Here is a 21537-nt window from a genome sequence, read left to right on the forward strand (position 1 = left end):
GGGTCTTTCCTTTGGTCAGGCTTGGTCGTTCAGGTGGCAGGCCGAAAGGCGGCCGGGGGCCACCTCGCGCAGCGCGGGCACCTCAAGGCGGCAGCGGTCATGGGCATGGGGGCAGCGGGGGTGGAAATGGCACCCCGGCGGCGGGTTCAGAGGCGAGGGGATCTCTCCCTTGATGGCATGATAGGTCTTCTTGCCGGTTTCGAAGGTCGGGATCTCGCTGACAAGGGCCTGGGTATAGGGGTGGTTCGGGCGCGCGATCAGGTCCTCGGCCTCGCCCAGCTCGACCAGGCGGCCCAGATACATGACCGCGATCCGGTCCGAGATATGTTCGACCACGCCCAGGTCGTGGCTGACGAACAGGTAGGTCAGGTCGAAATCCTGCCGCAACTGAACGAAAAGGTTCAGAACCTGGGCCTGGATCGACACGTCCAGCGCCGCCACGGATTCGTCGCAGACCAGGAAATCGGGGCGCACCGCCAGCGCGCGGGCGATGCCCACCCGCGCCCGCTGTCCACCCGAGAACTGGTGCGGATAGCGCTTGCCCATGCTGGGGTCCAGGCCCACCTGTTCCAGCATCCGCTCGACATAGGCGGGGATGTCGCGGCGGGGCACGATGCCGTGGACGCGTGGCGCCTCTCCGACGATATCACGGACCTGCAGGCGGGGGTTCAGGGACGACATGGGGTCCTGAAACACCATCTGGATCTTGAGCGCGGCGTCGCGTACGGCGGGGCCCTTGAGGGTCGCCACGTCCTGGCCGTTATAGAGGATGCGCCCCTGGCTGGGGCGGGCCAGCCCCGCCACCATGCGGCCAAGCGTGGACTTGCCGCAGCCGGATTCGCCGACCAGGCCCAGCACCTCGCCGCGGCGGACCGACAGGTCGATGCCGTCGACGGCGTGGACGGTGACCGGGGCGATGCGGGCGCCCAGGGACCGGGCGGTGCGTTCGGCGATGTCCAGGTCCTTGGTGAACCGCTTGGACACGCCGTCGATCTGCAAAATGGGCTGTGGTGTCACGGGGTGGCCTCTGCGTCGGCATGGGGGTGGTGGCAGCGCACCTGGCGGCCGGGGCCGGCGGGGGTCAGGGCGGGTTCGACCTGGCAGGCGGCATCGGCGCGCGGACAGCGGGGGGCGAACTTGCACCCCTTTGGCAGGTTCAGAAGCGACGGCGTCATGCCCTTGATCTGGGTCAGCATCGCGCCGTGGCGCTTGCCGTGGGGGACGCTGTCGATCAGGCCGCGCGTATAGGGGTGGCGGGGGTTGGCGATGATCGCGGCGGTGGGCCCTTCCTCGATGATGCGGCCCGCGTACATGACCGCCAGGCGGTCGGCCAGGCCCGACACGACGGCCAGGTCATGGGTGATCCAGATCAGTGCGGTGCCCGATTGGGCACAGAGCTTTTGCACCTCGGACAGGATCTGGGCCTGGATGGTCACGTCCAACGCGGTGGTGGGTTCGTCCGCGATGATCAGGTCGGGCTTGTGCAAGAGCGCGATGGCGATCGCCACGCGCTGGCGCATGCCGCCCGAGAACTGGTGCGGATAGCTTTTCAGCCGCTCGTCCGGGGAGGAGATGCCGACCTGGACCAGCGCCTCGCGGCAGCGGCGCAGGGCCTCGGCCCGCGAGACGGTTTCGTGGGCGCGGACGGTCTCGATCATCTGGGTGTCGATGCGCAGGACCGGGTTCAGCGTCATCATCGGGTCCTGGAAGATCATCGCGATGCGCTTGCCGCGCAGGGGGCGCATGGCCTTTTCCCCGCCTGCGATCAGGTCGGTGCCGTCAAAGACGACCTGCCCCCCGGCCACCCGGCCGGGCGGGTCGACCAGCCCCAGGATCGAGAAGCCGGTGACCGACTTGCCGGACCCGGATTCGCCGACCAGGCCCAGGATCTGGCCACGCTCCAGCGTGAAGCTGACCCCGTCCACGGCGCGGGCGGTGCCGTCGCGGGTCATGAAATGCGTCTGCAGTTCGCGAACGTCCAGCAGGGCGGTCATGTCTGCAACCTCGGGTTCAGGACATCGCGCAGGCGGTCGCCCACGACGTTGATGGCGATGATGGTGACGACCAGGGCGATGCCGGGAAAGACGCTGACCCAGTAGCGGCCCGACAGCAGGTAGTCGTAGCCGTTGGCGATCAGCAGCCCCAGGGAGGGTTCGGTGATGGGCACGCCCACGCCCAGGAAGGACAGCGTCGCCTCCAGCGCGATGGCCTGGGCGATCTGCACGGTGGCGACCACGATCAGGGGCGGCACGCAGTTGGGCAGCAGGTGGCGGAACATGATCCGGCGGTCCGACAGGGCCAGGCAGCGGGCGGCGTCGATGTAATCCTTGCGGGTTTCCACCATGGCCGAGCTGCGCACCGTGCGCGCGTAATAGGCCCATTGCACGATGACCAGCGCCAGGATCACCTTGTCCACGCCCCGTCCCAGCAGCGCCAGCAGGATCAGCGCGATCAGGATGGCGGGAAAGGACAGCTGCAGGTCGACGATGCGCATCACCAGGCTGTCGAAGCGCCCGCCAAAATAGGCGGCGGCGACGCCGACGATGGTGCCGATGGTGATGGCCAGGGTCAGCGACACGACCGCGACCATCAGGCTGATGCGCAGCCCGTACATGATGCCCGACAGCATGTCGCGGCCCTGCTGGTCGGTGCCCAGCCAGAAGGTCTGGCCGGTGGCCATACTGACCTCTCCGGGGGGCAGGCCGCCGTCCATGATGCTCAGCTGCATCAGGTCGTAGGGGTTCTGGGGTGCGATCCAGGGGGCCGCGATGGCGATCAGCGCGATCAGCACGAACAGGACCAGGCCCAGGACCGCGATGCGGTCCTCGACGAACTGCTTGGCGATGCGCTTGGCGGGGCTGTCGATGCGGACCGGGGCGGGGGAGGGGGGTGCGATGTCGGTCATCCCTTCATCTCCGACAGGCGGATGCGGGGGTCCAGGGCGGAATAGATCACGTCGACCAGCAGGTTGATGCCCACGATGATCAGCACCGTCAGCATCAGGTAGGCCACGATCACCGGGCGATCCAAGAGGTTGATGCTGTCGATCAGCAGCTTGCCCATGCCGGGCCAGGCGAAGACGGTTTCGGTCACGATGGCAAAGGCCACCATCGAGCCCAGCTCCAGCCCGATGATGGTCACCACCGGGATCATGATGTTCTTGAGCACATGGACCAGTACCACGCGGCGCGGCGACAGGCCCTTGGCGCGGGCGAACTTGACGTAATCCTGCATGCAGACCTCGCGCGTGTTGGCCCGGGCCAGGCGGATGATCAGCGACATCTTGAACAGCGCCAGGTTGATGGCGGGCAGGATCAGGTGCGACAGCCCGTCCCAGGTCAGGAAGCTGACCTGCATGCCCAGGAATTCGGTGGTCTCGCCGCGCCCGCCCGCGGGCAGCCAGCCCAGCAGGACGGCAAAGACCAGGATCAGCAGCATCCCCTGCCAGAAGTTGGGCAGCGAGAAGCCCAGGATGGACCCGCCCATGATCGTGCGCCCCGCGATGCCGTGGGGCCGCAGCCCGGCCCAGACCCCAAGCGGGATGCCGATGCCCACCGACAGGGCCAGCGCGACCAGCGCCAGTTCCAGCGTGGCGGGCAGGCGGTCCAGGATGATCTCCAGCGCGGGCCGGCCATAGACGAAGGAGGTGCCCAGATCGCCGTGAAGGGCGTTCCAGACGAAGATTCCGAACTGCTCATAGAGCGGCCGGTCCAGGCCCAACCGTTCGACGGTGGCGGCGATCTGGGCCTGGCTCGCCTCGGGGCTGACCAGCACATCGACGGGATTGCCGATGAAGAAGACGCCGAGGAAGACCAGCACGGCCATGGCCATGACGGCCAGCAGGCTTTGGCCCACGCGGCGGACAAGATAGACGATCATGACGGGGTCCCTGTGATGGGGCTGGGGTCCGGCACCCCGCGACGCGAGGTGCCGGAGGGGCGAATCATTCTGCGGCGGGCTTGACCTCGGCGGCCAGGGTGTACTGGTCGACGCGGGGTTCGTAGGTCAGGTCCGGCTTCATCGCCCAGACCGTCTGTTCGTAATGCAGCGGGATGATCCCGGTATCGTCCAGCACCAGGGTCTGGGCGTCCTGCAGCATCTGGTCGCGCGCGGCGTCGTCGATGGTGGCCATCGCCGTCGTCAGCAGGGCGTCCATCTCGGGGTTGGAATAGCGGCCGGCATTGGTCGGCCCCATGCCCGTCGCCTCGTCATAGGTGGCCACCAGCGATTTCAGCGGGGACGACATGTCGCCCGAGGACGCGCCCCAGCCCGCCAGGTAGATCGGGAATTCCAGCGCGTTCCGGCGCGAGAAGAACTGGCTGGCGGTGCTGGCGTCCACGCTGACGCGGATGCCGATCTGGGCCATCATCTGGGCCACGGCCTGCGCCACCTGCTCGTCGTTGATGTAGCGGTCGTTCGGTGTCCCGAGCGTCAGCGAGAACCCGTCGGGATAGCCCGCCTCGGCCAGCAGGGCGCGGGCGGCGTCGGGGTCATAGGCCTCGACCGGGCGGTCCGAGGTGCCGAACATCGGCGGCGGCAGCAGTTCGCCCGCGGCCTGGGCATAGCCGCCCATGATCCGTTCGGTGATGGCCTGGCGGTTGATCGACATCGAGATTGCCTTGCGCACCCGTGCGTCCATCAGCGGGTTTTCCCCGTCGGTGCCGCCGATGCCGGGGGCGTCGGGCTGCTGCAGCATGTGCAGATAGATCACGCGGTTGGACAGCGCGTCGACGATGGTGAAGCCGCCCTGTTCGATCCGCGGGATGTCCTGGATGGGGGGCGATTCGATCATGTCCACGTCGCCCGCCAGCAGGGCCGCCACGCGGGGGCCGTCGCTGGTGATCGGGCGCATGGTGACGCTTTCCCATTGCGGGGTGCCGCCCCAGTAGTCGTCGAACCGCGTCACCACGACCTCGGACCCGCGGGTATAGCGGTCCAGCACATAGGGGCCGGTGCCCACCGCGACCGCGGGGTCGTTGAAGGCCGGGGCCTGGGGCACGTCGCCCATGCCCTCGCAGGTGCCGTCGGGGCCGTAGGTCACCTGGTCGTCGGCGCCAAGCGCATCGGCGGACAGGATCGCAAGGCTCCACAGGTCGACCGGCAGCAGGGGATTGGTGGCCTTGGTGGTGATGGTCAGCGTGTGGTCGTCCTCGGCCGCCATGTCGGCGATGCCGCCCGTGAAGATGGTGTAGGCCGAGGGCGAGTTCTGCACCAGCGGCACCCGGCAGAAGGAATAGATCACGTCGCGCGCGGTGAAGTCGCCGCCGTCGTGGAATTTCACGCCTTGGCGCAGCTTGAACCGCCAGGTGGTGTCGTCCACCGCCTCCCAGCTTTCGGCAAGGCCGGGGGTGACCATCTGCAGCGCGTCCTGGGTGGTCAGCGCCTCGAAGATGTTCTTGGAGACCTGGATGTTGGTGGACAGCTGGTGGAACAGCGGGTCCATCGAGGTGGCCTCGGACTTGAGGCCGATGGTCAGGGTCTGGGCGGCGGCGGGGGCCAGGCCCGCCAGAACGATGCCCGCGGCCAGGGGCAAGCCGAATGCTTTCATCGCGATATCCTCTCTGCTGGTGATGCGCGGATCGGTCACCCCGAAGTTGTTCCCCGGTGGTGCAATCCCGCTTGGAGATCAGGGTATGATGCGATAATCAGATGTCAATCGCGAATATCAATGCGTTTTTCTCATAGGGTGGCGATGGAACCGGATGACACTGCCGCCGACCGGGATAGCCGGTCGGGAATATCCCTGCGCGAACTGGAGGTTCTGCAGGCGCTGGTGGCCAATGGCACCGCAATCAGCGCGGCGCGTCGGCTGGACATCTCTCAGTCGGCGGTCAGCCGCAGGCTGGCGCAGCTGGAGGAGCGGCTTGGCTTCAAGCTGTTCCTGCGCACCAATGGTCGCCTGGTTCCCACGATCGAGGCCCTGTCGCTGAGCGAGCAGCTGGCGCCGGTGCTGGAGACGCTGGCCCGGCTGGTCCATCGCGCCGACCGGCCGCAGGGCGCGCATGAGGGGACGCTGTCCATCGTGGCCCCGCCGACCATCGCGCACCGGTTCCTGCCAAGCCGGATCGCGGCCTTCAAGCGGGCCAATCCGGGCTGCCAGATCACCTTCGACGTGCTGGCCAGCGACAGCCTGCTGACCGGCATCGCCGAGGGTCGGTTCGATGTCGGGATGAGCGACAGCACCGTTGCCCATGAAGGCATCACATCCGAGCTGTTGCTGGAAACGCAGGCAATCTGTGTCCTGCCGCGCGACCACCACCTGGCCGCGTTCGAGGTGATCCGCCCCGAGGACCTGCATGACGAGCCGTTCATCGCCCTGTCGCGCCGCCATTCCAGCCGCGCCGCCATCGACCGCCTGTTCGACCGCGCGGGCCTGGCCCTGCGGATCGAGCTGGAGGCGTCGACCAACGTATCCGTCATCCAGTTCGTGCGCGAGGGTCTGGGCGTGTCGCTGTTGAACCCGTTCCCGCTGGTCCACCAGATGGCCGATCAGGTGGCGATGCGCCCCTTCCTGCCCGCGATCCGCTACAGCACGCATTTCCTGCTGCCGGCCAGCCGGGCGCCCTCCGCGGTGACGCGGGCCTTCATGCAGGACGTCACCGACAGCCTGGACCGCGCCGCCTATCCGACCCCCACCGCCCTGCGATAAAGGAATCCCGATGCAGACCCCCACCAGCCAGCAGATCCTGGCGCAGCTGATCGCCTTTAACACGACCAGCCACCGCTCCAACCTTGCGCTGATCGACCATGTCCGGGCCTATCTGGCCGAATACGGGGTGGACAGCCGGCTGGTCATGGATGCGACCGGGCAGAAGGCCAACCTGTGGGCGACGATCGGGCCCGCGGACCGCCCCGGGGTGATCCTGTCGGGCCATACCGACACGGTTCCGGTCGAGGGCCAGGACTGGGCCAGCGACCCCTATGCGCTGACCGCGCGCGACGGGCGGTTGTACGGGCGGGGCAGCTGCGACATGAAGGGGTTCCTGGCCTGCGTGCTGGCCGCTGTGCCGGACCTTGTGGCGCGCGATCTGGCGCGGCCCGTGCACCTGGCGTTTTCCTATGACGAGGAGGTCGGCTGCGTGGGCGTGGTCGGCCTGCTGGAGATGCTGCGCGACGAGGGCATCCGCCCCGCCCTGTGCATCGTCGGAGAGCCCAGCTCGATGCAGGTGGTGATCGGGCACAAGGCCAAACGCTCGATGCGGGTGACGGTGCGGGGCAGGGGGTGCCACTCCTCGCTGGCGCCGCAGGGGGTGAATGCGGTCGATTACGCCGCCCGGCTGGTGGTGCGGATGCAGGACATCGCAGCCCGGCTGGCGACCGAAGGCGGGCGCGACGCCGACTATGACATCACGCACAGCACCGCCCATACCGGCACCATCCGCGGCGGCACGGCACTGAACATCGTGCCCGACCTGTGCACGCTGGACTGCGAGTTCCGGGTGCTTCCGCAGGAGGATGCCGACGCCCTGGTCCAGGAGCTGCGTGATTACGCCCGCGACGAGCTGGAACCGATGATGCGGCGCATCGCCCCCGAGGCCGGGATCGAGATCGAGGTCTTTGCCCAGTTCCCCGGCCTGGAGACCCCGCCCGACGCCGAGGCCGTCACCCTGGTCAAGCGCCTGACCGGCAGCAACGGCCATTCCAAGGTCGCCTTCGGTACCGAGGGCGGCCGCTTTGCGGAGATGCTGGGGGTGCCCACGGTGATCTGCGGGCCTGGCGCGATCGCCCAGGCCCACAAGCCCGACGAATACATCGAGCGGTCCCAGCTGGACGCCTGCGACGCCTTCCTGGGGCGGCTGGCCGATTGGGCGACGCGGGGGGCGTGACGCCGCCCGCTGGCCGTCAGCGCGGCATCAGCTTGGCGGCCAGCGTCTGGACGTCCGGCCCCGAGACCTTGGGCACGATCCGATAGGCCGCGTTCACGAAGCAGAACAGTGCGAATCCCAGCAGCCCCAGGCAGACGCCCGTCACCAGGATCTGGCCATAGACCTGCCCCGACAGCCAGGAGAACGCCTCTCCGGTGCCGCCGGCCTGCTGGGGGTTGGCCTGCCAGGCCGCGAAGCCGAACAGCAGGCCCACCACGCCGACCACCACGCCATGCGCGATCAGACCCGCCTTGAGCACGGGGTTCCAGCGCGTGGTGACCGGGTTGGCGCGCAGGTGCTGGCGGTATTCGTTGGTCCAGCCCTGGCGCATGTAATGCCCGCCCGCCCCGATGATCAGCACCGCCGCGGCCCCGATCAGCCAGCGGCCGCCGGGCCATTCCATGACGGTGCGGACATGGCCGGGGATGCTGGACCCCTCGCCCGAGCCGCCCCCCGACCCGCCGCCGAACAGCAGCGGAAAGACGGTCGCGCCGATCCCCAGGTGGATCGCGCCGGTCACCAGCATGCCGATGCGGGCGACGATGCCCTTTGCGTCGCTGCCGTAGTCTTCGAGGTCGAAGGCCGCGTCCAGCACCCGCCACAGCGCATAGGCCAGCATGCCGATGAAGATGACGAACAGCAGCACGCCGCCGCCCCAGGTCGTGTCCAGCCAGCCCAGGGCCGAGGACGTGTCCTGCGCGCTGCCCCCCCGCCAGATCGAATAGAGAGAGATCCCCGCGACGGCCAGATAGACCAGCCCCTTGCCGATATAGCCTGCCCGCATCAGCGGCATGGCCCAGCCCAGCTTGCTTTCGGTCATGTTCGTCGTTCCCGTTCCGGTTTGTGCCGAACCTACCGCAGGTCCGGGCGGCCGCGTCAAGCGATTGGCCCGAAAACCCGCCGTCAGCCCTCCGGCCCGCGCGGATCGTGTCGGGCAAAGGCGCTGATCAGGTCGGTGCGCGTCACCACCCCCACCAGCGACGGCCCCGACAGGACCGGGACGGCGTCCACGTCGCCCTCGGCCATCAGGGTCAGCAGATCGCCAAGCGGCGTGTCGGCCCGCGCGGTGGGCATGTCGGCCCGCATCAGCGCGGCCGCCGGGCCCGCGGGCCGCACATCGGTTGCGATCATGTGGATCTGGAAGATCATGCCCAGATAGCGTCCGTCGGGCCCGGCAACGGGGATCGAGGTGAAGCGGTGGCGCCGGAACAGCGCCGCCACCCGTTCGGCCGGGGCGTCGGGGCCGACGGTCACCAGATCGCGCGACATGATCGTGCCCGCCGTGACCGGCCCGACCCGCTGCGCCGCCGCCTGCAGTTCGGCCGCCCCCACCAGGCGGGCCAGATCGCCCGCGCCCAGGTTGAAGTTCTGCCGATAGCGTTCCAGAAGATCGGTCAGCTGATCCTCGGACAGGCCGATGCGCGCGGCGGGGTCCGGGTCGGCGGTGCGGTGGGCGTTGCGGTCGTCCACCTGGCGCATCGGATAGCGGCGCCCGGTCAGCCGCGCATAGACCGCCGCGACGACGACCAGCAGCACCGTCCCCGCCGCCACCGGCGTCACCGCAAAGCGATAGCCCAGGTCCGCGATGGCGTCGGGGCTCATCGCGGCGGTCATGGCGACGGCCCCGGCAGGGGGGTGCAAAGCGCGGCACAGGATCGTCGCGGTGATGGCCAGGCCCACCGCCACCGCGATCCGCAGCGCGGGATCGGCCACATGCAAGCACACCGCGACACCGATCAGCGCCGCCACCGTATTGCCCACGATGGCGGCCCAGGGCTGCGCCAGCGGACTGTTCGGAACCGCGAACAGCAGGACTGAACTGGCCCCGAAAGGCGCGATCAGGTACAGGCCAAGCTGGCTGTCGACCGCGGGCGACAGCACGAACAGCCCGGCGATGATCAGGCCCGCGACGGCCCCGACGCCCGCCCGCACCGCCTCGGGCAGGGGGGTCGAGGCGACCGACGGCCCCAAGGCGCGCAGTGCGCTGATCATCAGTGGTCGCATGGTCACGGTCCCGGTCAACTGCACGTTTCGCGGTCACTATGTCCATTATTTGGGCAGATGAAAGGGCATTCCGGGATATGCCCGCGGCGGGCCCCTGCAGCCTGTGCGGTGTTCATCCCTCAGCAGCCGCCCGACACGCGGTCCGCGCATCGGGCCGGGGCCGTCAGGTCTTCAGGAAATCCTGGGTGCTGATTACATCGCCATAGAGAAACGCCAGCGCGCCCATGATCGCGGTGTGGACATGCGCCGCGGGGGCGGTCTGTCCGCCGAACTCGATGTCGCGGGTCGCGCAGGCATCGTGGATCGTGGTGGTGGCAAAGCCGTGGTCGTTGGCGGCGCGCGTGGTCGCGTCGATGCACATGTGGCTCATGGCGCCGACGACGACCACGTCGCGGACGCCGTGTTCGTCCAGCAGATCCTTGAGCCCGGTCTCGCGGAACGAGTTGGGGTGGTTCTTGGTGATGACCGCCTCGTCCTGGGCGGGGGCCACGACGTCGTTGATCCGGGCGCCCGCGCTGCCGGGGACGAAGATCGGGCCGCCGGGAATCTCGTGGCGGATGTTCACGACCAGATCGCCCCTGGAACGGGCATGGGCGATCACGCGGGCGGCGTTGTGGGCGGCGGCCTCGATCCCGTGAAGGGGAAGGTTGCCGTCGGGCCAGTATTCGTTCTGCAGATCGACGACCAGAATGGCGCGTTTGGACATGGGGTTCCTCCTGTCAGTCGGGCCATGGTGCACCGGATGCCCCCCATCGCGATAGGGGTCATGGCGCAAAGCCTGCGATCCGGACGGAACATCGCCCGCGGCGGGATGTTGATGCGGACATGACCGACGAAAGGACCGCGCCATGGACGACAAGAAGAAATCCGACCCCGTCGTGCCCCGCCAGAACGGCCAGGGCCAGGGCCAGGGCGTACCCCACGACCCCAAGGAGTTCGACGTGATGAACCCCGCCAAGATGGACAAGCCGTCCGCCGACGAAACCCCGTCCAAATCCTGACGTGACGGCGCATCCCGACGCGGCCGCGACCCCCGACGATCAGGGGTCGCGCCAGGCCGCACGGGCGGTCGCGGTGATCGTCATCGCAACCGCCGTCAAGCTGGCGGTCTTTGCGGCGCTGGAACGTCCCTGGGGCTGCGACTGCGGCCGGATCTGGGCGATGCCCGGCGATCCGGCGCTGAATTCCCAGACCCTGCTGGACCCCTATTCCCTGCTGCATGCGGTGACGGGCGCGCTGCTGGTCCTGCTGGTCACGCGGCTGCGGCCCGATCTGGGCCTCTGGGCGCTGCTGGCCGTCGTCGTCGCCAGCAGCACGACCTGGGAGGTGATCGAGAACCTGCCCGTCAGCATCCGCCTGTTCGGCTATGACGCGGCGGACCCATTGGCCTATCACGGCGACAGTCGCCTGAACGCATTCGCCGACACGGCCTGCGCGGTCGCCGGGGCGGTGTTCGCGCGGGTCGCATCGGCGCGGGTTGTGCTGGCCCTGGCGGTCGGGACAGAGATCGCGCTGTCCCTGTGGATTCAGGACGGTTTCATCATCGCCGCCATTCGCGCGCTGCAACAGGCGCTGTGACCAGGGTCGGGCGCCGGCCCAGCACGCCTTCGATCGCGTCCGCGGCCCCGACGGCGCGCGGCCAATGCGGCGCGTCCTGCGCAAAGCCGTGGGCGTTCGCCCGAAACGACGGGTCGTCCAGCAAGCGGCACAGCGCGTCGTGGATGCGTGCCTCGGACGCCCACCGGGGCGACAGGCGCAGGCCGGTTTCGGTCCGGGCGATGCGGGCGGCGACGCCCGGCTGATCGTTGGTCAAGGGCAAGGCCAGCATCGGCACGCCCTGTTCCAGGCACTCCATGACCGTGTTCATGCCCGCATGGGTCACGCAGACCTGCGCGCGTTCCAGGATCGCGCGCTGCGGGACAAAGCTGCGGACCCAATCCGCGGGGATGTCGCGCGCGCCCTCGGCCGACTGGCCGCCAAGCGAGACAAGCACCTGCGCCCCGGCCCGGCGACAGGCCCGCGCGATCCGCGCCAGCAGGCGGTGCCGGTGCCCCTGCAGCGTACCCAAACTGACATAGACCAGCGGTCGATCCGGGTCGGGGCGGATGTCGCAGGGCAGCGGCTCGGCGACCGGGGCGCGGAACAGGCCCATGTGGCGCACCCGCCCGCCGGTCACGGGACGGGGGTGGTCGAACCCCGGCACGGCCTGGGCCAGCGTCATCAGGGGCGACACGCAATCGGTGAAATCGCGCAGCGGTCCAAGGTCCCAGTCCAGGGCGATGGTCTGGATCACCCGCGACTGCCGCCGCATCACCCATTGCGCGATCCGCCGCGCGGTCCGCAGCCGTTCGATCCCCCGTTCGCTGTGGTCGGGGCGCCAGCCCAGGAACGGGATCGGCACGCCGGGTTCGTCGTCGAAGGGCAGGGCGCAGGCGATCGACACCATCGGGATGCGCATGTGGCGCGACAGCAGGCCTGCCGCCGGCTCTGTCTGGTCGCCCAGGATCAGGTCGGGCCGATAGGCGGCGATGGCCGCCGGACCAAGCCGGCAGAGCATCTGCGTGCGCGCGGCGCCCGCGGCGATCTCTCCGTGCAGGCGCGCCGAATGGGGGCGGCTGTCGGGCGGCAGGCAGGGCCTGGAGCGGACCGTGTCGCCTGCCAGAAAGCGGACATGGTGGCCGCGGGCGCGCAGCTCCTCGGCCAGCGCGGCGAAGGCCTGGCGATGGCTGGGATAGGGCGGGCAGATCATCAGGATGCGGGCGGCAAGCCGGTCGTATTGTACCATCATCGTCCTCTTGCAGGCCCAACGACGGCTTGGGGCAATCGTTGCAAAACTTTGTCCCCGGCAATGCGCCATCGACGGATCGGGCCTTCGTGGCGGGCTGAACCGCGATCGGGGTGGTTTGTTCCGCGCCGTCAGGAACATGGTCCCGACTTGCCGGTTGCGCCGCCCGTGCGGAACGAAAGGAACGGCCATGACCTGCAGGATACTGATCGTGGAGGACGACTATTGGGCCGCGCTGCACCTGGCGACAGAGGTCCGCGACCGCGGGGCGACGGTTCTGGGTCCGACCGGATCGATCCCCCTGGCCGTCGCGCTGATGTCCGCACGGAGGCGTCCGCATGCGGCGATCTTGGACGTCCAGCTGCGCACCCAACTGGCCTTTCCCCTGGCCGACGCGCTGGCGGAACAGGGGGTGCCCTTCATCTTCGTGACCGGTTTCGAAAGGGAGGACATGCCCGAACGCTTTGACGCGGTGCCGCATTTCGTCAAGCCGATCATCGGCGGTGCCTGCATCGACGCGGTGATGGCCCTGGCCGACGCGGCGCGCCGGACCCGCGTGTTCGGGCCGCAATGCCGCGTCCGGTCGGGCCGGCGCGGCGTGATCGGGGGCTAGCCGTCCCGGCGCGCCTTGGACGCCGCGATGGCGGCCTCAAGACGGCGTGCCAGTTCCTGCAGCCGGGGCGGCACGGCCACCTTTTCCATCTCGATCAGCAGTTCCTTCATGCTGTCGTCCATTTCGTCCTGGGGCGGGCGGGGATCCGTCTTGCTCATCGTGACCTCAAAAGCGCCTGGCGGCCTGCCAAACACGTCTTCCATTGCCTTCAGCAGATACCACGGTGCGGGGTCGGTGACAGTTCACATTTGCCGTGGCACCGCGAATTCGTCCCCGACGGTCACGCATCGTTGCGAAAACGGCGCAGGCACCCCCCGTGATGTCCGTCCGCTGAACCTGCAAACCGTTGGAATGTTCCCGAAGACGCGCGCATCGCCGAAACAGGCGGGAAACGGCCGGTCGATCACGTTTGCGGAACCAGATCGGTATGTACGCATTTGTTTAGCGTGCTGCTTTGGGAACAGGCGTAGCCGACCATGTCCGACAATGTACTTCACCACATTCCTGCACTGCGCGCCTATGCGCGCTCGTTGTGCGGGCGACAGGAGGATCCCGACGATCTGGTCCAGGAGACCCTGTTGCGGGCCATCGAACATGCCGACAAGTACCAGCCGGGCACCCATATGCGGGCCTGGCTTTTCACGATCATGCGCAACCGCTTCTACACCAATGTCCGCAAGTCGGCCCGCGAACGCACCGGCTCCGAGGATTGCGTGTCCGACAAGCCGATATCGCAAGCCACGCAGGAATGGCACCTGCGCCATCAGGAAATGTGGGACCAGCTGGGCCGGATCCCCGTCCATTACCGCGAGGCCATCGTTATGGTATCGGTCCTGGGCGAAAGCTATATCCGCGCGGCCGAGATCCTGGAATGCGACATCGGCACCATCAAGAGCCGCGTGAACCGGGCGCGGACGATGCTGAAACGGGCGTTGGAACCGGAATTCTGACGCGTCCGCATGCGTCAGGCCAGTCAGCGACCGCAGTTCCGATGACATCGCATGATGTCCCTGCGCCGGGTGAAGGGGGCCCGATGATCGGGCCCCGCTCTGATCGTCATTCGTCGCGGTCGTCCACGATCACCGTCAGTTCCTGACCATCGCGATGCAGGGCGATCACGTCGTCGGTGGTGTGGTCAGTGGCCTCCAGCGCGTCGGTGACGGCCTGGTTTTCCGACAGGGTTTCCCGCAGGGTGGTCAGGTTGTCCTGGGCCTGCTCCAGCGCCGCGTCGACATCGCCCGGCGTGCTTTCGGTCACGGCACTGGTCTGGGTTCCGCCTCCGGTCGCCATCCCGTCCGCGATGCCTGCGGGGGCATCCGCCGCGCCGCCGGCCGAGGCGCCGGAGGTGGTGTCCGACTGCATCGCCGCCGAGCCGTTCGTGTCGATCGTGGTCTGGCCGCCGGTCATCGGGGGCGTGCCCTCCTCGGCGGTCGAGACTGCGCCGCCGCCCACCTGTTCCAGCTCGCTGAGGCCCATGACGGTGACGGTCGTGTCCGCATCCATCCCCTCCAGCTGATCGCCGTAGTCGCGGCCCGACTGCAGGTCGGCCACGACGCGTTCATAGGTCAGCGACATGTCGGCCGAACCGCCCGACTGCGCGGCCGATCCCGTATTCTGACCGCTGCCGGTCGTGGTGCTCATGTCGGCGGTGCTGGAGCCTTCGGCCCCGGCATCCTCCGTGCCGGTCATCGGGGCTCCGCCGCCGCCCAAGATGGCACCGTCCGCCGCCGCGCCGCCGCCTGCGCTGTCGGGTGCGGTGGTCTGAGCCAGGGCCGCGCCCGGCAGTGCCAGGGCAAGAGTCGCCGCGACAAGGGCCGCGCGGCTGGTCTGTGTCAATGTCCAGGTCATGATGTCTCCTCCGGAGATGATGATGCGCCATGGTCATGCGCTTGGACGGTCCCAACCGGGGCCACCCGCAGATGTTCCCGCACGCCTGCGTGAGACGAAAAAAGGACCGGCGCTCGGGCACAGCGCCGGTCCCGAAGGACGACCCGGGGGAGTTGGGCGTCCTTCACAGCATGTCGGCGGTCCGCTGCATCCAGTCGCGGTGCCGACGTTCGTCCGCCAAAGCCTTCTGGAAGAAGGCCAGCGTCTTGGGAAGCGCCGAGGGGTGGCTCGACGCGCGTTCATAGGCGGTGACGGTGTCTTCCTCGTTGGTGCGCATGGCCTTGAGGATCGTGCCGTCGCCCATCAGCCCGGCCAGGGCGATCTTGCCCGTGGTCAGCATCTGCTTCATGTCGCCTTCCGCCGGCGCGTCGGCGCCCGTCTCGGCGGCGATCTGGTTCAGCACCTCCAGGTGTTGCAGGTGATCCTGGCGGAACGTCTCGACCTGCTGCGACAAAGCCGGGTCCGACAACCGCGAGATCGTGGATTCGTAAGCGGCGATGGCATCGCGCTCCAGCAGGATCAGGTTCGTGACCAGGTCTGTGATCGTGTCTTCGGTGCCGACGGTGGTGGCCATGGGAGGGTCCTTTCTGTGGGACGTTCCGAATTTGGGGGCGTGCAACCGGCGGATCGCCGGTTTGTTCCAGGGCATCGTTCGACGGCACCCGATCCGCCCGCCGCGACGATGGGCGGGAACATCGCGGCCCCGTCCCGGTTGCACGCCCCGCCCCAACAGGAGAGGCCCATGACCCAGGATCCCGAACGCCCGTTGCCCGCCGATCGACCTGGCGCCCAGACCGACGGCACCGCGCCCCCGTCCGCCAGGATCGACGAATCCGCCGCCGAAAGCGGCCAGCCCGCCGACATGGCCTATTACCGCGTCCCCGCCAGGTCGGGGGCGATGATGCTGCTGGGCACCATCGCCATCCCGCTGGCGGTGATCGTGGGGATCGCCGTCGTCCTGCTGATCGCGCTGTGAGTTTTTCGGTCGGCGCGCTGGAACATTCGCCGCAACCGCCGGTTCAGCGGCCCCAAAACGTCAAGGAGAGCACCCATGGCCGAACAGACACTGGACACGCTGTTTCATGAAACGCTGAAGGACATCTATTACGCCGAACGCAAGATCGGCACCGCGCTGCGCAAGATGGCGCGTGCGGCCCAGGACCCCGAGTTGAAGGCCGCCTTCCAGACCCACGAACAGGAGACGCAGGCCCAGTACGAGCGCCTGTCCGAGGTGTTCGATGCCCTGGGCAAGCGCCCGACCGGCAAGACCTGCGACGCGATCGAGGGGATCATCGCCGAGGCACAGGAGATCATGGAGGAGTTCAAGGGCAGCCCCGCGCTGGATGCGGGCCTGCTGGCCGCGGCCCAGGCCGTCGAGCATTACGAGATCGCCCGTTATGGCACACTGAAGGCCTGGGCCGCGCAGCTGGGCCTGGCGGATGCCGAGCGCCTGCTGGACCAGACCCTGCAGGAGGAGACGGCCACCGACGAGATCCTGACCGGTCTGGCCGAGACCGTCATCAACGCCGCCGCCCAGGGCTGACCCGACCCCACCGGCCCGCATCGCGCGGCGCCGGTCCCCCAAACCGGAGAGATCCATGTTCTATACCGACAACAAGCTGCAATATCCCGTCCGCGTCGATGCCCCGAACCCGCTGTTCGCCCGCGCCCTGCAGCAGGCCATCGGCGGCGTCGAGGGAGAGATCCGCGTGGCGATGCAGTATTTCTTCCAAGCCTGCGGCGCGCGCGGCGACGCCCGGTTCCGCGACCTGCTGATGAACACCGCCGCCGAGGAACTGGGCCATATCGAGATGTTGGCCACCGCGGTCGCCCTGAACCTGGAAGGCGCGCCCCTGGCGATGCAAGAGGAGGGCGCCCGCGACAAGGCGGTGGAGGCCGTGATGGGTGGCATGAACCTCAAGAACCTGCTGTCGGCGGGTCTGTCGGCGATGCCGGTGGACAGCGACGGCGTGCCCTTCGACATGTCCCACATCTATGCCAGCGGCAATATCGCCGCCGACATGACCGCCAACATCGCTGCCGAATCCACCGGGCGCACGTTGGCTGTGCGGCTGTACAACATGACCGACGACCCAGGGATGAAGGACATGCTGTCCTATCTGATCGCGCGGGACACGATGCACCAAAACCAGTGGATGGCCGCGCTGGAGGAACTGGGCGGCGCGCAGGGCGCTTTCCCGATCCCCAACAGCTTTCCCCAGGCCGAGGAGCAGTCCGAGTTCAGCTATGCCTTCCTGGGGTTCCAGGCGGATGGCAGCGCGCCGGTCGACGGCCGCTGGTCGCAGGGTCCGTCCGTCGACGGCAAGGGCCAATTCACGTCCCAGCCCACGACCGCGATGGGTCAGCAGCCCGACCTGGGTCCGGCCCGCACCGGCAGCGGCGCGCAGACCGAACAGATGTAGCATCCGTGCCGGCGGCCCTGGGGTCGCCGGCACGCCCTCGTTCCAGGACATGCCCATGACCGACAACCTATCCGCCGCCACCGTACCTGGAATCGGGCGCCGCAGTCTTTCGGCACCTTGCGACAGGTCGCACCGCGCGACAGCCCTTCGCACGGAACGGCGGATCGGTCATTGCGCGACGCCAATCTACGGCCGGATGCCGACGCGATCATGAGACAGTCGACCTTCGGTCACGCCGGCGCGGGCGACAGCGTGATGCTGGACTGCGTCATCATCGGCGGGGGTCCGGCCGGACTGACGGCGGCGATCCACCTGGCCCGCTTCCGGCGTCGCGTGGTCGTCATCGATGCAGGCGCCAGCCGCGCCGCGCTGATCCCGCGGACCTGGAACCATCCGGGCTATCCAACGGGCATCCGGGGCGGTCGCCTGCTGGGGCGGATGCGCCAGCAGGTGACCGATCTGGGCGTTCCCATCATCCGGGGACGCGTGGTGCGCCTGGACCCCCTGCCGCATGGCGGGTTCGAGGTTCTGGCGGGCAGCCTGTACATCGCGCGGCATGTCATCCTGGCCACCGGGGCCGTCGACCGGCTGCCGCAGATCGCCGATGCCCGTGCCGCGATCCTGGCCGGCCAGCTGCGCCTGTGTCCCGTCTGCGACGCCTATGAGGCGACGGACAGGCCGGTGGCCGTGATCGGCGCCGATGCCCATGCCGCGTCCGAGGCGCTGTTCCTGTCCCATTACACCCGGCAGGTCACCCTGCTGACGCTTGGCACGCCGCTGCGACTGTCGCCTGACGATCACGGCAGCCTGACGAATGCGGGCGTCGCGGTCGACACGTCGCCGGACGTGACTTGGGACCTGTCCGGGCCGGGGGTCACGCTGATCCGCCCGAACGCGCCCCCGCTGCGGGTCGAGGCGGTCTGGTCGGGCCTGGGGGCCGTGGCGCAGGCGGGACTGGCGACCCGGCTTGGCCTGATCCCCGCGCCGGATGGCCGGATCCCCACGGACGATCATCAGCAGACGACGGTGCCGGGCCTGTTCGCCGCGGGCGATCTGACGACCGGGCTGAACCAGATCGGCACCGCGATGGGCCAGGCCCAGATCGCCGCCAGCCGCATCCACAGCATCCTGCGCAGCGCCGAGGGGCGTGCCTTGGCCCCCGTTCGGCAGGAGGGCGGGTGATGCGGGCGTGGCTGCCCGCGGTGATCCTGGGATTTGCCTTGGGCGGCTTTTTCGACGGGGTCCTGCTGCACCAGATCCTGCAATGGCACCATCTTCTCAGCCTGGTGCCGGGCATGGACGACCTGCGGCTGCAGATCCTGTGGGACGGCTATTTCCACGCCGCCATGTACGCGGTCGCGCTGGTCGGGCTGGCGGCGGTGTGGCGCCAACGGTCGGTGATCGGCGCCGATCCGCGCCGCCGGCTGTGGGCCATGCTGCCGGTCGGGTTCGGACTGTGGCACGGCATCGATGCGGTGCTGTCGCATTGGGTGTTGGGCATCCATCGCATCCGGGACGACAGCCTGGTCCCGCTGCTGTGGGATGCGGGCTGGCTGATCGGGTTCGGCATCCTGCCCGCAGCCGCGGGATTGTACGTGGCGATGGGGTCGCGCGGTCCCGAAGGTCGCATCGGGGGCGTCACGGCCGCGCTGCTGGCGCTGACCGTCGGGATGGGCACCTGGGCCGCACAGCCGCCCGGCGACGGCCGGGTTGCCTCGGTCGTGTTCCGCAAGGACCTGACGGACGCCCAGATCCGCGACCGCCTGACCGCAACAGGCGCAGCCATCCTGTGGCAGGACGCGGGCCTGTCCCTGGCCGTGGTCGACATGCCCGCAGGCGGCGCATGGCGTCTGTATGGACAGGGCGCCCTGCTGGTCGCGGGCGGGGGCCTGCCCGCGGGCTGCCTAGGATGGCGCAGAACCTGATATTGCACGATAGGCAATTTTTCGCCGAAACAGGCCCTTCCGTTAAGGTATGTTTAATGGGCAGTCGTTGCGTGATTGGATAGGGTCATGCCTGACGATGGCGATCCGGGGGGACCATGCGCATTCTGGTGGTCGAAGACGAATTCCTGATCGCCGAACAGCTGTCCCGCGACATCAGCAATCTTGGCGATACCGTGATCGGTCCCTTTTCGGACATCGGCGATGCGATGTGCAGCCTGACCAGCGCGGATGCCGACGCGGCGATCCTGGACGTGCGCTTGGGCGCGCAGACGTCGTTCTGCATCGCCGATCAGCTGAGCCTGCAGGAGGTGCCGTTCGTCTTTCTGACCGGCTATACCGTGCGGGACGTCCCGGACCGGTTCAGCCAGACCGTCATCCACGCCAAGCCCAGCCCGACGCGCAGCCTGCTGCTGCAGCTGCATGCGCAACGCCTGCGGTTCGGTGACGCGGACGGGGTGCAGGAGGTCATGGTGGACATGCTGTCCTATGTCCGCCTCGTCGCCTCGGACGCCGCTGCGGCCGAACGCCTGGTCGAGCGGGTGATGCTGCAGGCGATCCGCGCCATCGAGGGCGATGCCGTCACGGGCACCCTGCGCGGCCTGATGATCGCCCTGATGGACCACGAAATCGCGCGGAACCTGTCCCGCCATTTCCACTAGGGCGGGAACATCGCGCCCTGTCGCCGGTTGCAGGCACCGGTCCGTCCCGTGACGGGCCCGAATGCCACAGGAGACCGCGCATGACCGATTATCCCTATCCGCCCTTTCCCGAACAGGAACAGGACCTGCCCGGCAGCTTCCGTAGGATGGACCCGGTTCCCGATCACGGCGAGGACAGCTGGAAGGGCAACGGCCGTCTGAAGGGTCGCGTGGCGCTGATCACCGGCGCCGACAGCGGCATCGGGCGCGCCGTGGCCATCGCCTATGCCCGCGAGGGGGCCGACCTGGCGCTGGTCTGCCTGGACGAAAAGGGGGACATGGAGGATACCGCCGCCCTGGTCCGCCAGGCCGGCCGCGAGTGTCTGGTCATCATGACCGACCTGTCCAAGGCCGAAAACTGTCGCGACGTGATCGCGCAGACCGCCGATCGGTTCGGGCGCATCGACATCCTGGTCAACAACGCCGCCCATCAGCGCAGCTTTGCCAAAATCGAGGACATCAGCGACGAGGAGTGGCGCTATACCTTCGCCACCAATATCGACGCGATGTTCCATCTGACCAAGGCCTCGGTCGCGCATATGGGCCGGGGGGCCGCGATCATCAACACCGCGTCGGTGAATGCCGACAAGCCCAGCCCCGACCTGCTGGCCTATGCCACGACCAAGGGCGCGATCCAGAACTTCACCGCGGGCCTTGCGCAGATGCTGGCCGATCGCGGCATCCGCGCGAATGTCGTGGCGCCGGGGCCGGTCTGGACGCCGCTGATCCCGGCCAGCTTTCCGGGCGACAAGGTCGCCACCTTCGGCCAGAACTATCCCATCGGGCGGCCGGCGCAGCCCGCGGAACTGGCATCGGCCTATGTGATGCTGGCGGAGGCGGCCTCCAGCTACATCTCCGGGGCGACCATCGCGGTCACCGGCGGTCAGCCGATCATCTGAGGGGGATGCCATGACCAGAACCCTTGCCCTTGTCGCGGCCCTTGCGGGGGTCGCGCTGCTGGTCCGATCCGTGGCGCGCCGATCCGGCCCCGACGCGGGCGATGCGATCCGACCTGCCGGGCCCGACCAGATGCGCGATCCGCCCCCGGACTGGTCCGATGTCGATGAACGCGGGGACGAATCCTTTCCGGCCAGCGATCCGCCGGGGACCTACTAGGGCCCGGCCTTCCTGCCTTTGGTGCGGGCAAATCGACCCTTGTTTCGCCTTCTGCCGGAACATTCGCGGGCGGTGCCTGTTCTGTTCCTGTCCGATCCAAGGAGGCATATCCGTGTCCAACGACCAGCCCGCTACGCCATCCCCCGCCAAGGCCCGCACTCCCCGGCGATCGCCGCGACGGGCAGCCGACGCCGATCCGA

Annotated in this window: 26 protein-coding genes; 14 read left to right on the forward strand and 12 right to left on the reverse strand. The window is 68.5% G+C overall.

The features are described from left to right. Window positions 1–15 precede the first annotated feature (15 nt). The 5 genes from SY26_RS16910 to SY26_RS16930 all read right to left on the reverse strand — a co-directional run bounded on the left by SY26_RS16910 (window position 16) and on the right by SY26_RS16930 (window position 5548). Window positions 16–1017, reverse strand: a complete 1002-nt coding sequence (locus tag SY26_RS16910; RefSeq protein ID WP_052715338.1) for an ABC transporter ATP-binding protein — start codon at window positions 1015–1017, stop codon at window positions 16–18. Then, window positions 1014–1994: an ABC transporter ATP-binding protein gene (locus SY26_RS16915; protein WP_046001501.1), complete on the reverse strand. Its 981-nt coding sequence runs from the start codon at window positions 1992–1994 to the stop codon at window positions 1014–1016. Before SY26_RS16915 ends, SY26_RS16910 begins: the two co-directional genes overlap by 4 nt. Next, the gene (locus SY26_RS16920; protein ID WP_046001502.1) at window positions 1991–2905 is read right to left on the reverse strand and encodes an ABC transporter permease; all 915 of its coding nucleotides are present in this window, start codon (window positions 2903–2905) and stop codon (window positions 1991–1993) included. The genes SY26_RS16915 and SY26_RS16920 overlap by 4 nt, the downstream gene beginning before the upstream one ends. Further along, on the reverse strand, window positions 2902–3879 hold the full coding sequence (locus SY26_RS16925) for an ABC transporter permease (RefSeq protein ID WP_045981844.1): 978 nt from the start codon (window positions 3877–3879) through the stop codon (window positions 2902–2904). Before SY26_RS16925 ends, SY26_RS16920 begins: the two co-directional genes overlap by 4 nt. A 64-nt stretch (window positions 3880–3943) precedes the next feature. Further along, on the reverse strand, window positions 3944–5548 hold the full coding sequence (locus tag SY26_RS16930; RefSeq protein ID WP_046001503.1) for an ABC transporter substrate-binding protein: 1605 nt from the start codon (window positions 5546–5548) through the stop codon (window positions 3944–3946). 144 nt (window positions 5549–5692) lie between these two features. Here SY26_RS16930 and SY26_RS16935 point away from each other — a divergent pair, with 144 nt between their 5' ends. Together SY26_RS16935 and argE are read left to right on the forward strand one after the other, a co-directional pair. Then, the gene (locus SY26_RS16935; protein WP_046001504.1) at window positions 5693–6649 is read left to right on the forward strand and encodes a LysR substrate-binding domain-containing protein; all 957 of its coding nucleotides are present in this window, start codon (window positions 5693–5695) and stop codon (window positions 6647–6649) included. A gap of 10 nt (window positions 6650–6659) precedes the next feature. Beyond that, window positions 6660–7826, forward strand: coding sequence for an acetylornithine deacetylase (gene argE / locus SY26_RS16940; protein ID WP_046001505.1), 1167 nt, complete (start codon window positions 6660–6662; stop codon window positions 7824–7826). Window positions 7827–7842: 16 nt separating this feature from the next. On the opposite strand, the gene SY26_RS16945 is transcribed toward argE, so the two are convergent. The 3 genes from SY26_RS16945 to SY26_RS16955 form a co-directional block, all read right to left on the reverse strand. Continuing rightward, complete coding sequence (locus tag SY26_RS16945; RefSeq protein ID WP_045981840.1) at window positions 7843–8685, reverse strand: DUF1206 domain-containing protein; 843 nt, start codon at window positions 8683–8685, stop codon at window positions 7843–7845. An 83-nt stretch (window positions 8686–8768) separates the two neighbouring features. Continuing rightward, window positions 8769–9869, reverse strand: a complete 1101-nt coding sequence (locus tag SY26_RS16950; protein ID WP_232303378.1) for an HPP family protein — start codon at window positions 9867–9869, stop codon at window positions 8769–8771. A 163-nt stretch (window positions 9870–10032) separates the two neighbouring features. After that, on the reverse strand, window positions 10033–10575 hold the full coding sequence (locus SY26_RS16955; RefSeq protein WP_045981838.1) for a cysteine hydrolase family protein: 543 nt from the start codon (window positions 10573–10575) through the stop codon (window positions 10033–10035). 142 nt (window positions 10576–10717) lie between these two features. Between SY26_RS16955 and SY26_RS21235 the strand changes: the two genes are divergently transcribed. Both SY26_RS21235 and SY26_RS20055 read left to right on the forward strand, forming a co-directional pair. Beyond that, window positions 10718–10870 (forward strand): hypothetical protein, encoded by a 153-nt coding sequence (locus SY26_RS21235; protein WP_157001368.1) that lies wholly within the window; start codon window positions 10718–10720, stop codon window positions 10868–10870. A gap of 1 nt (window position 10871) precedes the next feature. Continuing rightward, window positions 10872–11447: a DUF2585 family protein gene (locus SY26_RS20055; RefSeq protein ID WP_052715339.1), complete on the forward strand. Its 576-nt coding sequence runs from the start codon at window positions 10872–10874 to the stop codon at window positions 11445–11447. Here SY26_RS20055 and SY26_RS16965 read toward each other — a convergent pair. After that, window positions 11410–12657 carry a glycosyltransferase gene (locus tag SY26_RS16965; RefSeq protein ID WP_052715340.1) on the reverse strand — a complete coding sequence of 416 codons (1248 nt, stop codon included), beginning with the start codon at window positions 12655–12657 and terminating at the stop codon, window positions 11410–11412. The genes SY26_RS20055 and SY26_RS16965 overlap by 38 nt on opposite strands. Before the next feature lie 187 nt (window positions 12658–12844). On the opposite strand from SY26_RS16965, the gene SY26_RS16970 reads away from it, so the two are divergent. Beyond that, entirely contained in the window at window positions 12845–13267 is a 423-nt protein-coding gene (locus tag SY26_RS16970; protein ID WP_052715341.1) for a response regulator, read from the forward strand. Here SY26_RS16970 and SY26_RS21240 read toward each other — a convergent pair. Further along, window positions 13264–13425 (reverse strand): hypothetical protein, encoded by a 162-nt coding sequence (locus SY26_RS21240; RefSeq protein WP_157001366.1) that lies wholly within the window; start codon window positions 13423–13425, stop codon window positions 13264–13266. The genes SY26_RS16970 and SY26_RS21240 overlap by 4 nt on opposite strands. Before the next feature lie 318 nt (window positions 13426–13743). On the opposite strand from SY26_RS21240, the gene SY26_RS16980 reads away from it, so the two are divergent. Beyond that, entirely contained in the window at window positions 13744–14217 is a 474-nt protein-coding gene (locus SY26_RS16980; protein ID WP_046001507.1) for a sigma-70 family RNA polymerase sigma factor, read from the forward strand. Between the two features lie 106 nt (window positions 14218–14323). On the opposite strand, the gene SY26_RS16985 is transcribed toward SY26_RS16980, so the two are convergent. Continuing rightward, the gene (locus SY26_RS16985) at window positions 14324–15115 is read right to left on the reverse strand and encodes a hypothetical protein (protein WP_046001508.1); all 792 of its coding nucleotides are present in this window, start codon (window positions 15113–15115) and stop codon (window positions 14324–14326) included. Between the two features lie 163 nt (window positions 15116–15278). After that, the gene (locus SY26_RS16990; protein ID WP_045981834.1) at window positions 15279–15728 is read right to left on the reverse strand and encodes a DUF892 family protein; all 450 of its coding nucleotides are present in this window, start codon (window positions 15726–15728) and stop codon (window positions 15279–15281) included. A 168-nt stretch (window positions 15729–15896) separates the two neighbouring features. Here SY26_RS16990 and SY26_RS16995 point away from each other — a divergent pair, with 168 nt between their 5' ends. The 8 genes from SY26_RS16995 to SY26_RS17030 all read left to right on the forward strand — a co-directional run bounded on the left by SY26_RS16995 (window position 15897) and on the right by SY26_RS17030 (window position 21337). Further along, on the forward strand, window positions 15897–16130 hold the full coding sequence (locus SY26_RS16995; protein WP_046001509.1) for a hypothetical protein: 234 nt from the start codon (window positions 15897–15899) through the stop codon (window positions 16128–16130). Between the two features lie 75 nt (window positions 16131–16205). Further along, a complete protein-coding gene (locus SY26_RS17000) occupies window positions 16206–16697 on the forward strand; it encodes a ferritin-like domain-containing protein (RefSeq protein ID WP_046001510.1) in 492 nt (163 codons plus the stop codon). A 55-nt stretch (window positions 16698–16752) separates the two neighbouring features. Next, window positions 16753–17577 (forward strand): manganese catalase family protein, encoded by an 825-nt coding sequence (locus tag SY26_RS17005; RefSeq protein ID WP_045981831.1) that lies wholly within the window; start codon window positions 16753–16755, stop codon window positions 17575–17577. 210 nt (window positions 17578–17787) lie between these two features. Then, window positions 17788–18759, forward strand: coding sequence for an NAD(P)/FAD-dependent oxidoreductase (locus SY26_RS17010; protein ID WP_157020514.1), 972 nt, complete (start codon window positions 17788–17790; stop codon window positions 18757–18759). Continuing rightward, on the forward strand, window positions 18759–19502 hold the full coding sequence (locus SY26_RS17015; RefSeq protein WP_046001511.1) for a DUF2243 domain-containing protein: 744 nt from the start codon (window positions 18759–18761) through the stop codon (window positions 19500–19502). Before SY26_RS17010 ends, SY26_RS17015 begins: the two co-directional genes overlap by 1 nt. A gap of 116 nt (window positions 19503–19618) precedes the next feature. Then, window positions 19619–20182, forward strand: coding sequence for a hypothetical protein (locus SY26_RS20060; protein ID WP_052715344.1), 564 nt, complete (start codon window positions 19619–19621; stop codon window positions 20180–20182). Between the two features lie 80 nt (window positions 20183–20262). After that, window positions 20263–21120, forward strand: coding sequence for an SDR family oxidoreductase (locus SY26_RS17025; protein ID WP_046001512.1), 858 nt, complete (start codon window positions 20263–20265; stop codon window positions 21118–21120). 10 nt (window positions 21121–21130) lie between these two features. Next, the gene (locus tag SY26_RS17030; protein ID WP_046001513.1) at window positions 21131–21337 is read left to right on the forward strand and encodes a hypothetical protein; all 207 of its coding nucleotides are present in this window, start codon (window positions 21131–21133) and stop codon (window positions 21335–21337) included. The last annotated feature ends 200 nt before the right edge of the window (window positions 21338–21537 follow it).

The sequence above is a fragment of the Paracoccus sp. 228 genome (genome assembly GCF_000967825.1).
In the GTDB taxonomy this organism is placed as follows: domain Bacteria; phylum Pseudomonadota; class Alphaproteobacteria; order Rhodobacterales; family Rhodobacteraceae; genus Paracoccus; species Paracoccus marcusii.

Bases quoted from the DNA above. Each gene is read 5' to 3' on its own strand.
- SY26_RS16950 (WP_232303378.1), bottom strand. From the start codon at position 9,869: ATGCGACCACTGATGATCAGCGCACTGCGCGCCTTGGGGCCGTCGGTC.
- SY26_RS16955 (WP_045981838.1), bottom strand. From the start codon at position 10,575: ATGTCCAAACGCGCCATTCTGGTCGTCGATCTGCAGAACGAATACTGG.
- SY26_RS21240 (WP_157001366.1), bottom strand. From the start codon at position 13,425: ATGAGCAAGACGGATCCCCGCCCGCCCCAGGACGAAATGGACGACAGC.
- SY26_RS16970 (WP_052715341.1), top strand. From the start codon at position 12,845: ATGACCTGCAGGATACTGATCGTGGAGGACGACTATTGGGCCGCGCTG.
- SY26_RS16935 (WP_046001504.1), top strand. From the start codon at position 5,693: ATGGAACCGGATGACACTGCCGCCGACCGGGATAGCCGGTCGGGAATA.
- SY26_RS16985 (WP_046001508.1), bottom strand. From the start codon at position 15,115: ATGACCTGGACATTGACACAGACCAGCCGCGCGGCCCTTGTCGCGGCG.
- SY26_RS20060 (WP_052715344.1), top strand. From the start codon at position 19,619: ATGCGCATTCTGGTGGTCGAAGACGAATTCCTGATCGCCGAACAGCTG.
- SY26_RS16965 (WP_052715340.1), bottom strand. From the start codon at position 12,657: ATGATGGTACAATACGACCGGCTTGCCGCCCGCATCCTGATGATCTGC.
- SY26_RS16925 (WP_045981844.1), bottom strand. From the start codon at position 3,879: ATGATCGTCTATCTTGTCCGCCGCGTGGGCCAAAGCCTGCTGGCCGTC.
- SY26_RS17025 (WP_046001512.1), top strand. From the start codon at position 20,263: ATGACCGATTATCCCTATCCGCCCTTTCCCGAACAGGAACAGGACCTG.
- SY26_RS16990 (WP_045981834.1), bottom strand. From the start codon at position 15,728: ATGGCCACCACCGTCGGCACCGAAGACACGATCACAGACCTGGTCACG.
- SY26_RS16945 (WP_045981840.1), bottom strand. From the start codon at position 8,685: ATGACCGAAAGCAAGCTGGGCTGGGCCATGCCGCTGATGCGGGCAGGC.
- SY26_RS17015 (WP_046001511.1), top strand. From the start codon at position 18,759: ATGCGGGCGTGGCTGCCCGCGGTGATCCTGGGATTTGCCTTGGGCGGC.
- SY26_RS16995 (WP_046001509.1), top strand. From the start codon at position 15,897: ATGACCCAGGATCCCGAACGCCCGTTGCCCGCCGATCGACCTGGCGCC.
- SY26_RS17005 (WP_045981831.1), top strand. From the start codon at position 16,753: ATGTTCTATACCGACAACAAGCTGCAATATCCCGTCCGCGTCGATGCC.
- SY26_RS16920 (WP_046001502.1), bottom strand. From the start codon at position 2,905: ATGACCGACATCGCACCCCCCTCCCCCGCCCCGGTCCGCATCGACAGC.
- SY26_RS17010 (WP_157020514.1), top strand. From the start codon at position 17,788: ATGAGACAGTCGACCTTCGGTCACGCCGGCGCGGGCGACAGCGTGATG.
- SY26_RS16915 (WP_046001501.1), bottom strand. From the start codon at position 1,994: ATGACCGCCCTGCTGGACGTTCGCGAACTGCAGACGCATTTCATGACC.
- SY26_RS16980 (WP_046001507.1), top strand. From the start codon at position 13,744: ATGTCCGACAATGTACTTCACCACATTCCTGCACTGCGCGCCTATGCG.
- SY26_RS21235 (WP_157001368.1), top strand. From the start codon at position 10,718: ATGGACGACAAGAAGAAATCCGACCCCGTCGTGCCCCGCCAGAACGGC.
- SY26_RS17030 (WP_046001513.1), top strand. From the start codon at position 21,131: ATGACCAGAACCCTTGCCCTTGTCGCGGCCCTTGCGGGGGTCGCGCTG.
- argE (WP_046001505.1), top strand. From the start codon at position 6,660: ATGCAGACCCCCACCAGCCAGCAGATCCTGGCGCAGCTGATCGCCTTT.
- SY26_RS17000 (WP_046001510.1), top strand. From the start codon at position 16,206: ATGGCCGAACAGACACTGGACACGCTGTTTCATGAAACGCTGAAGGAC.
- SY26_RS16930 (WP_046001503.1), bottom strand. From the start codon at position 5,548: ATGAAAGCATTCGGCTTGCCCCTGGCCGCGGGCATCGTTCTGGCGGGC.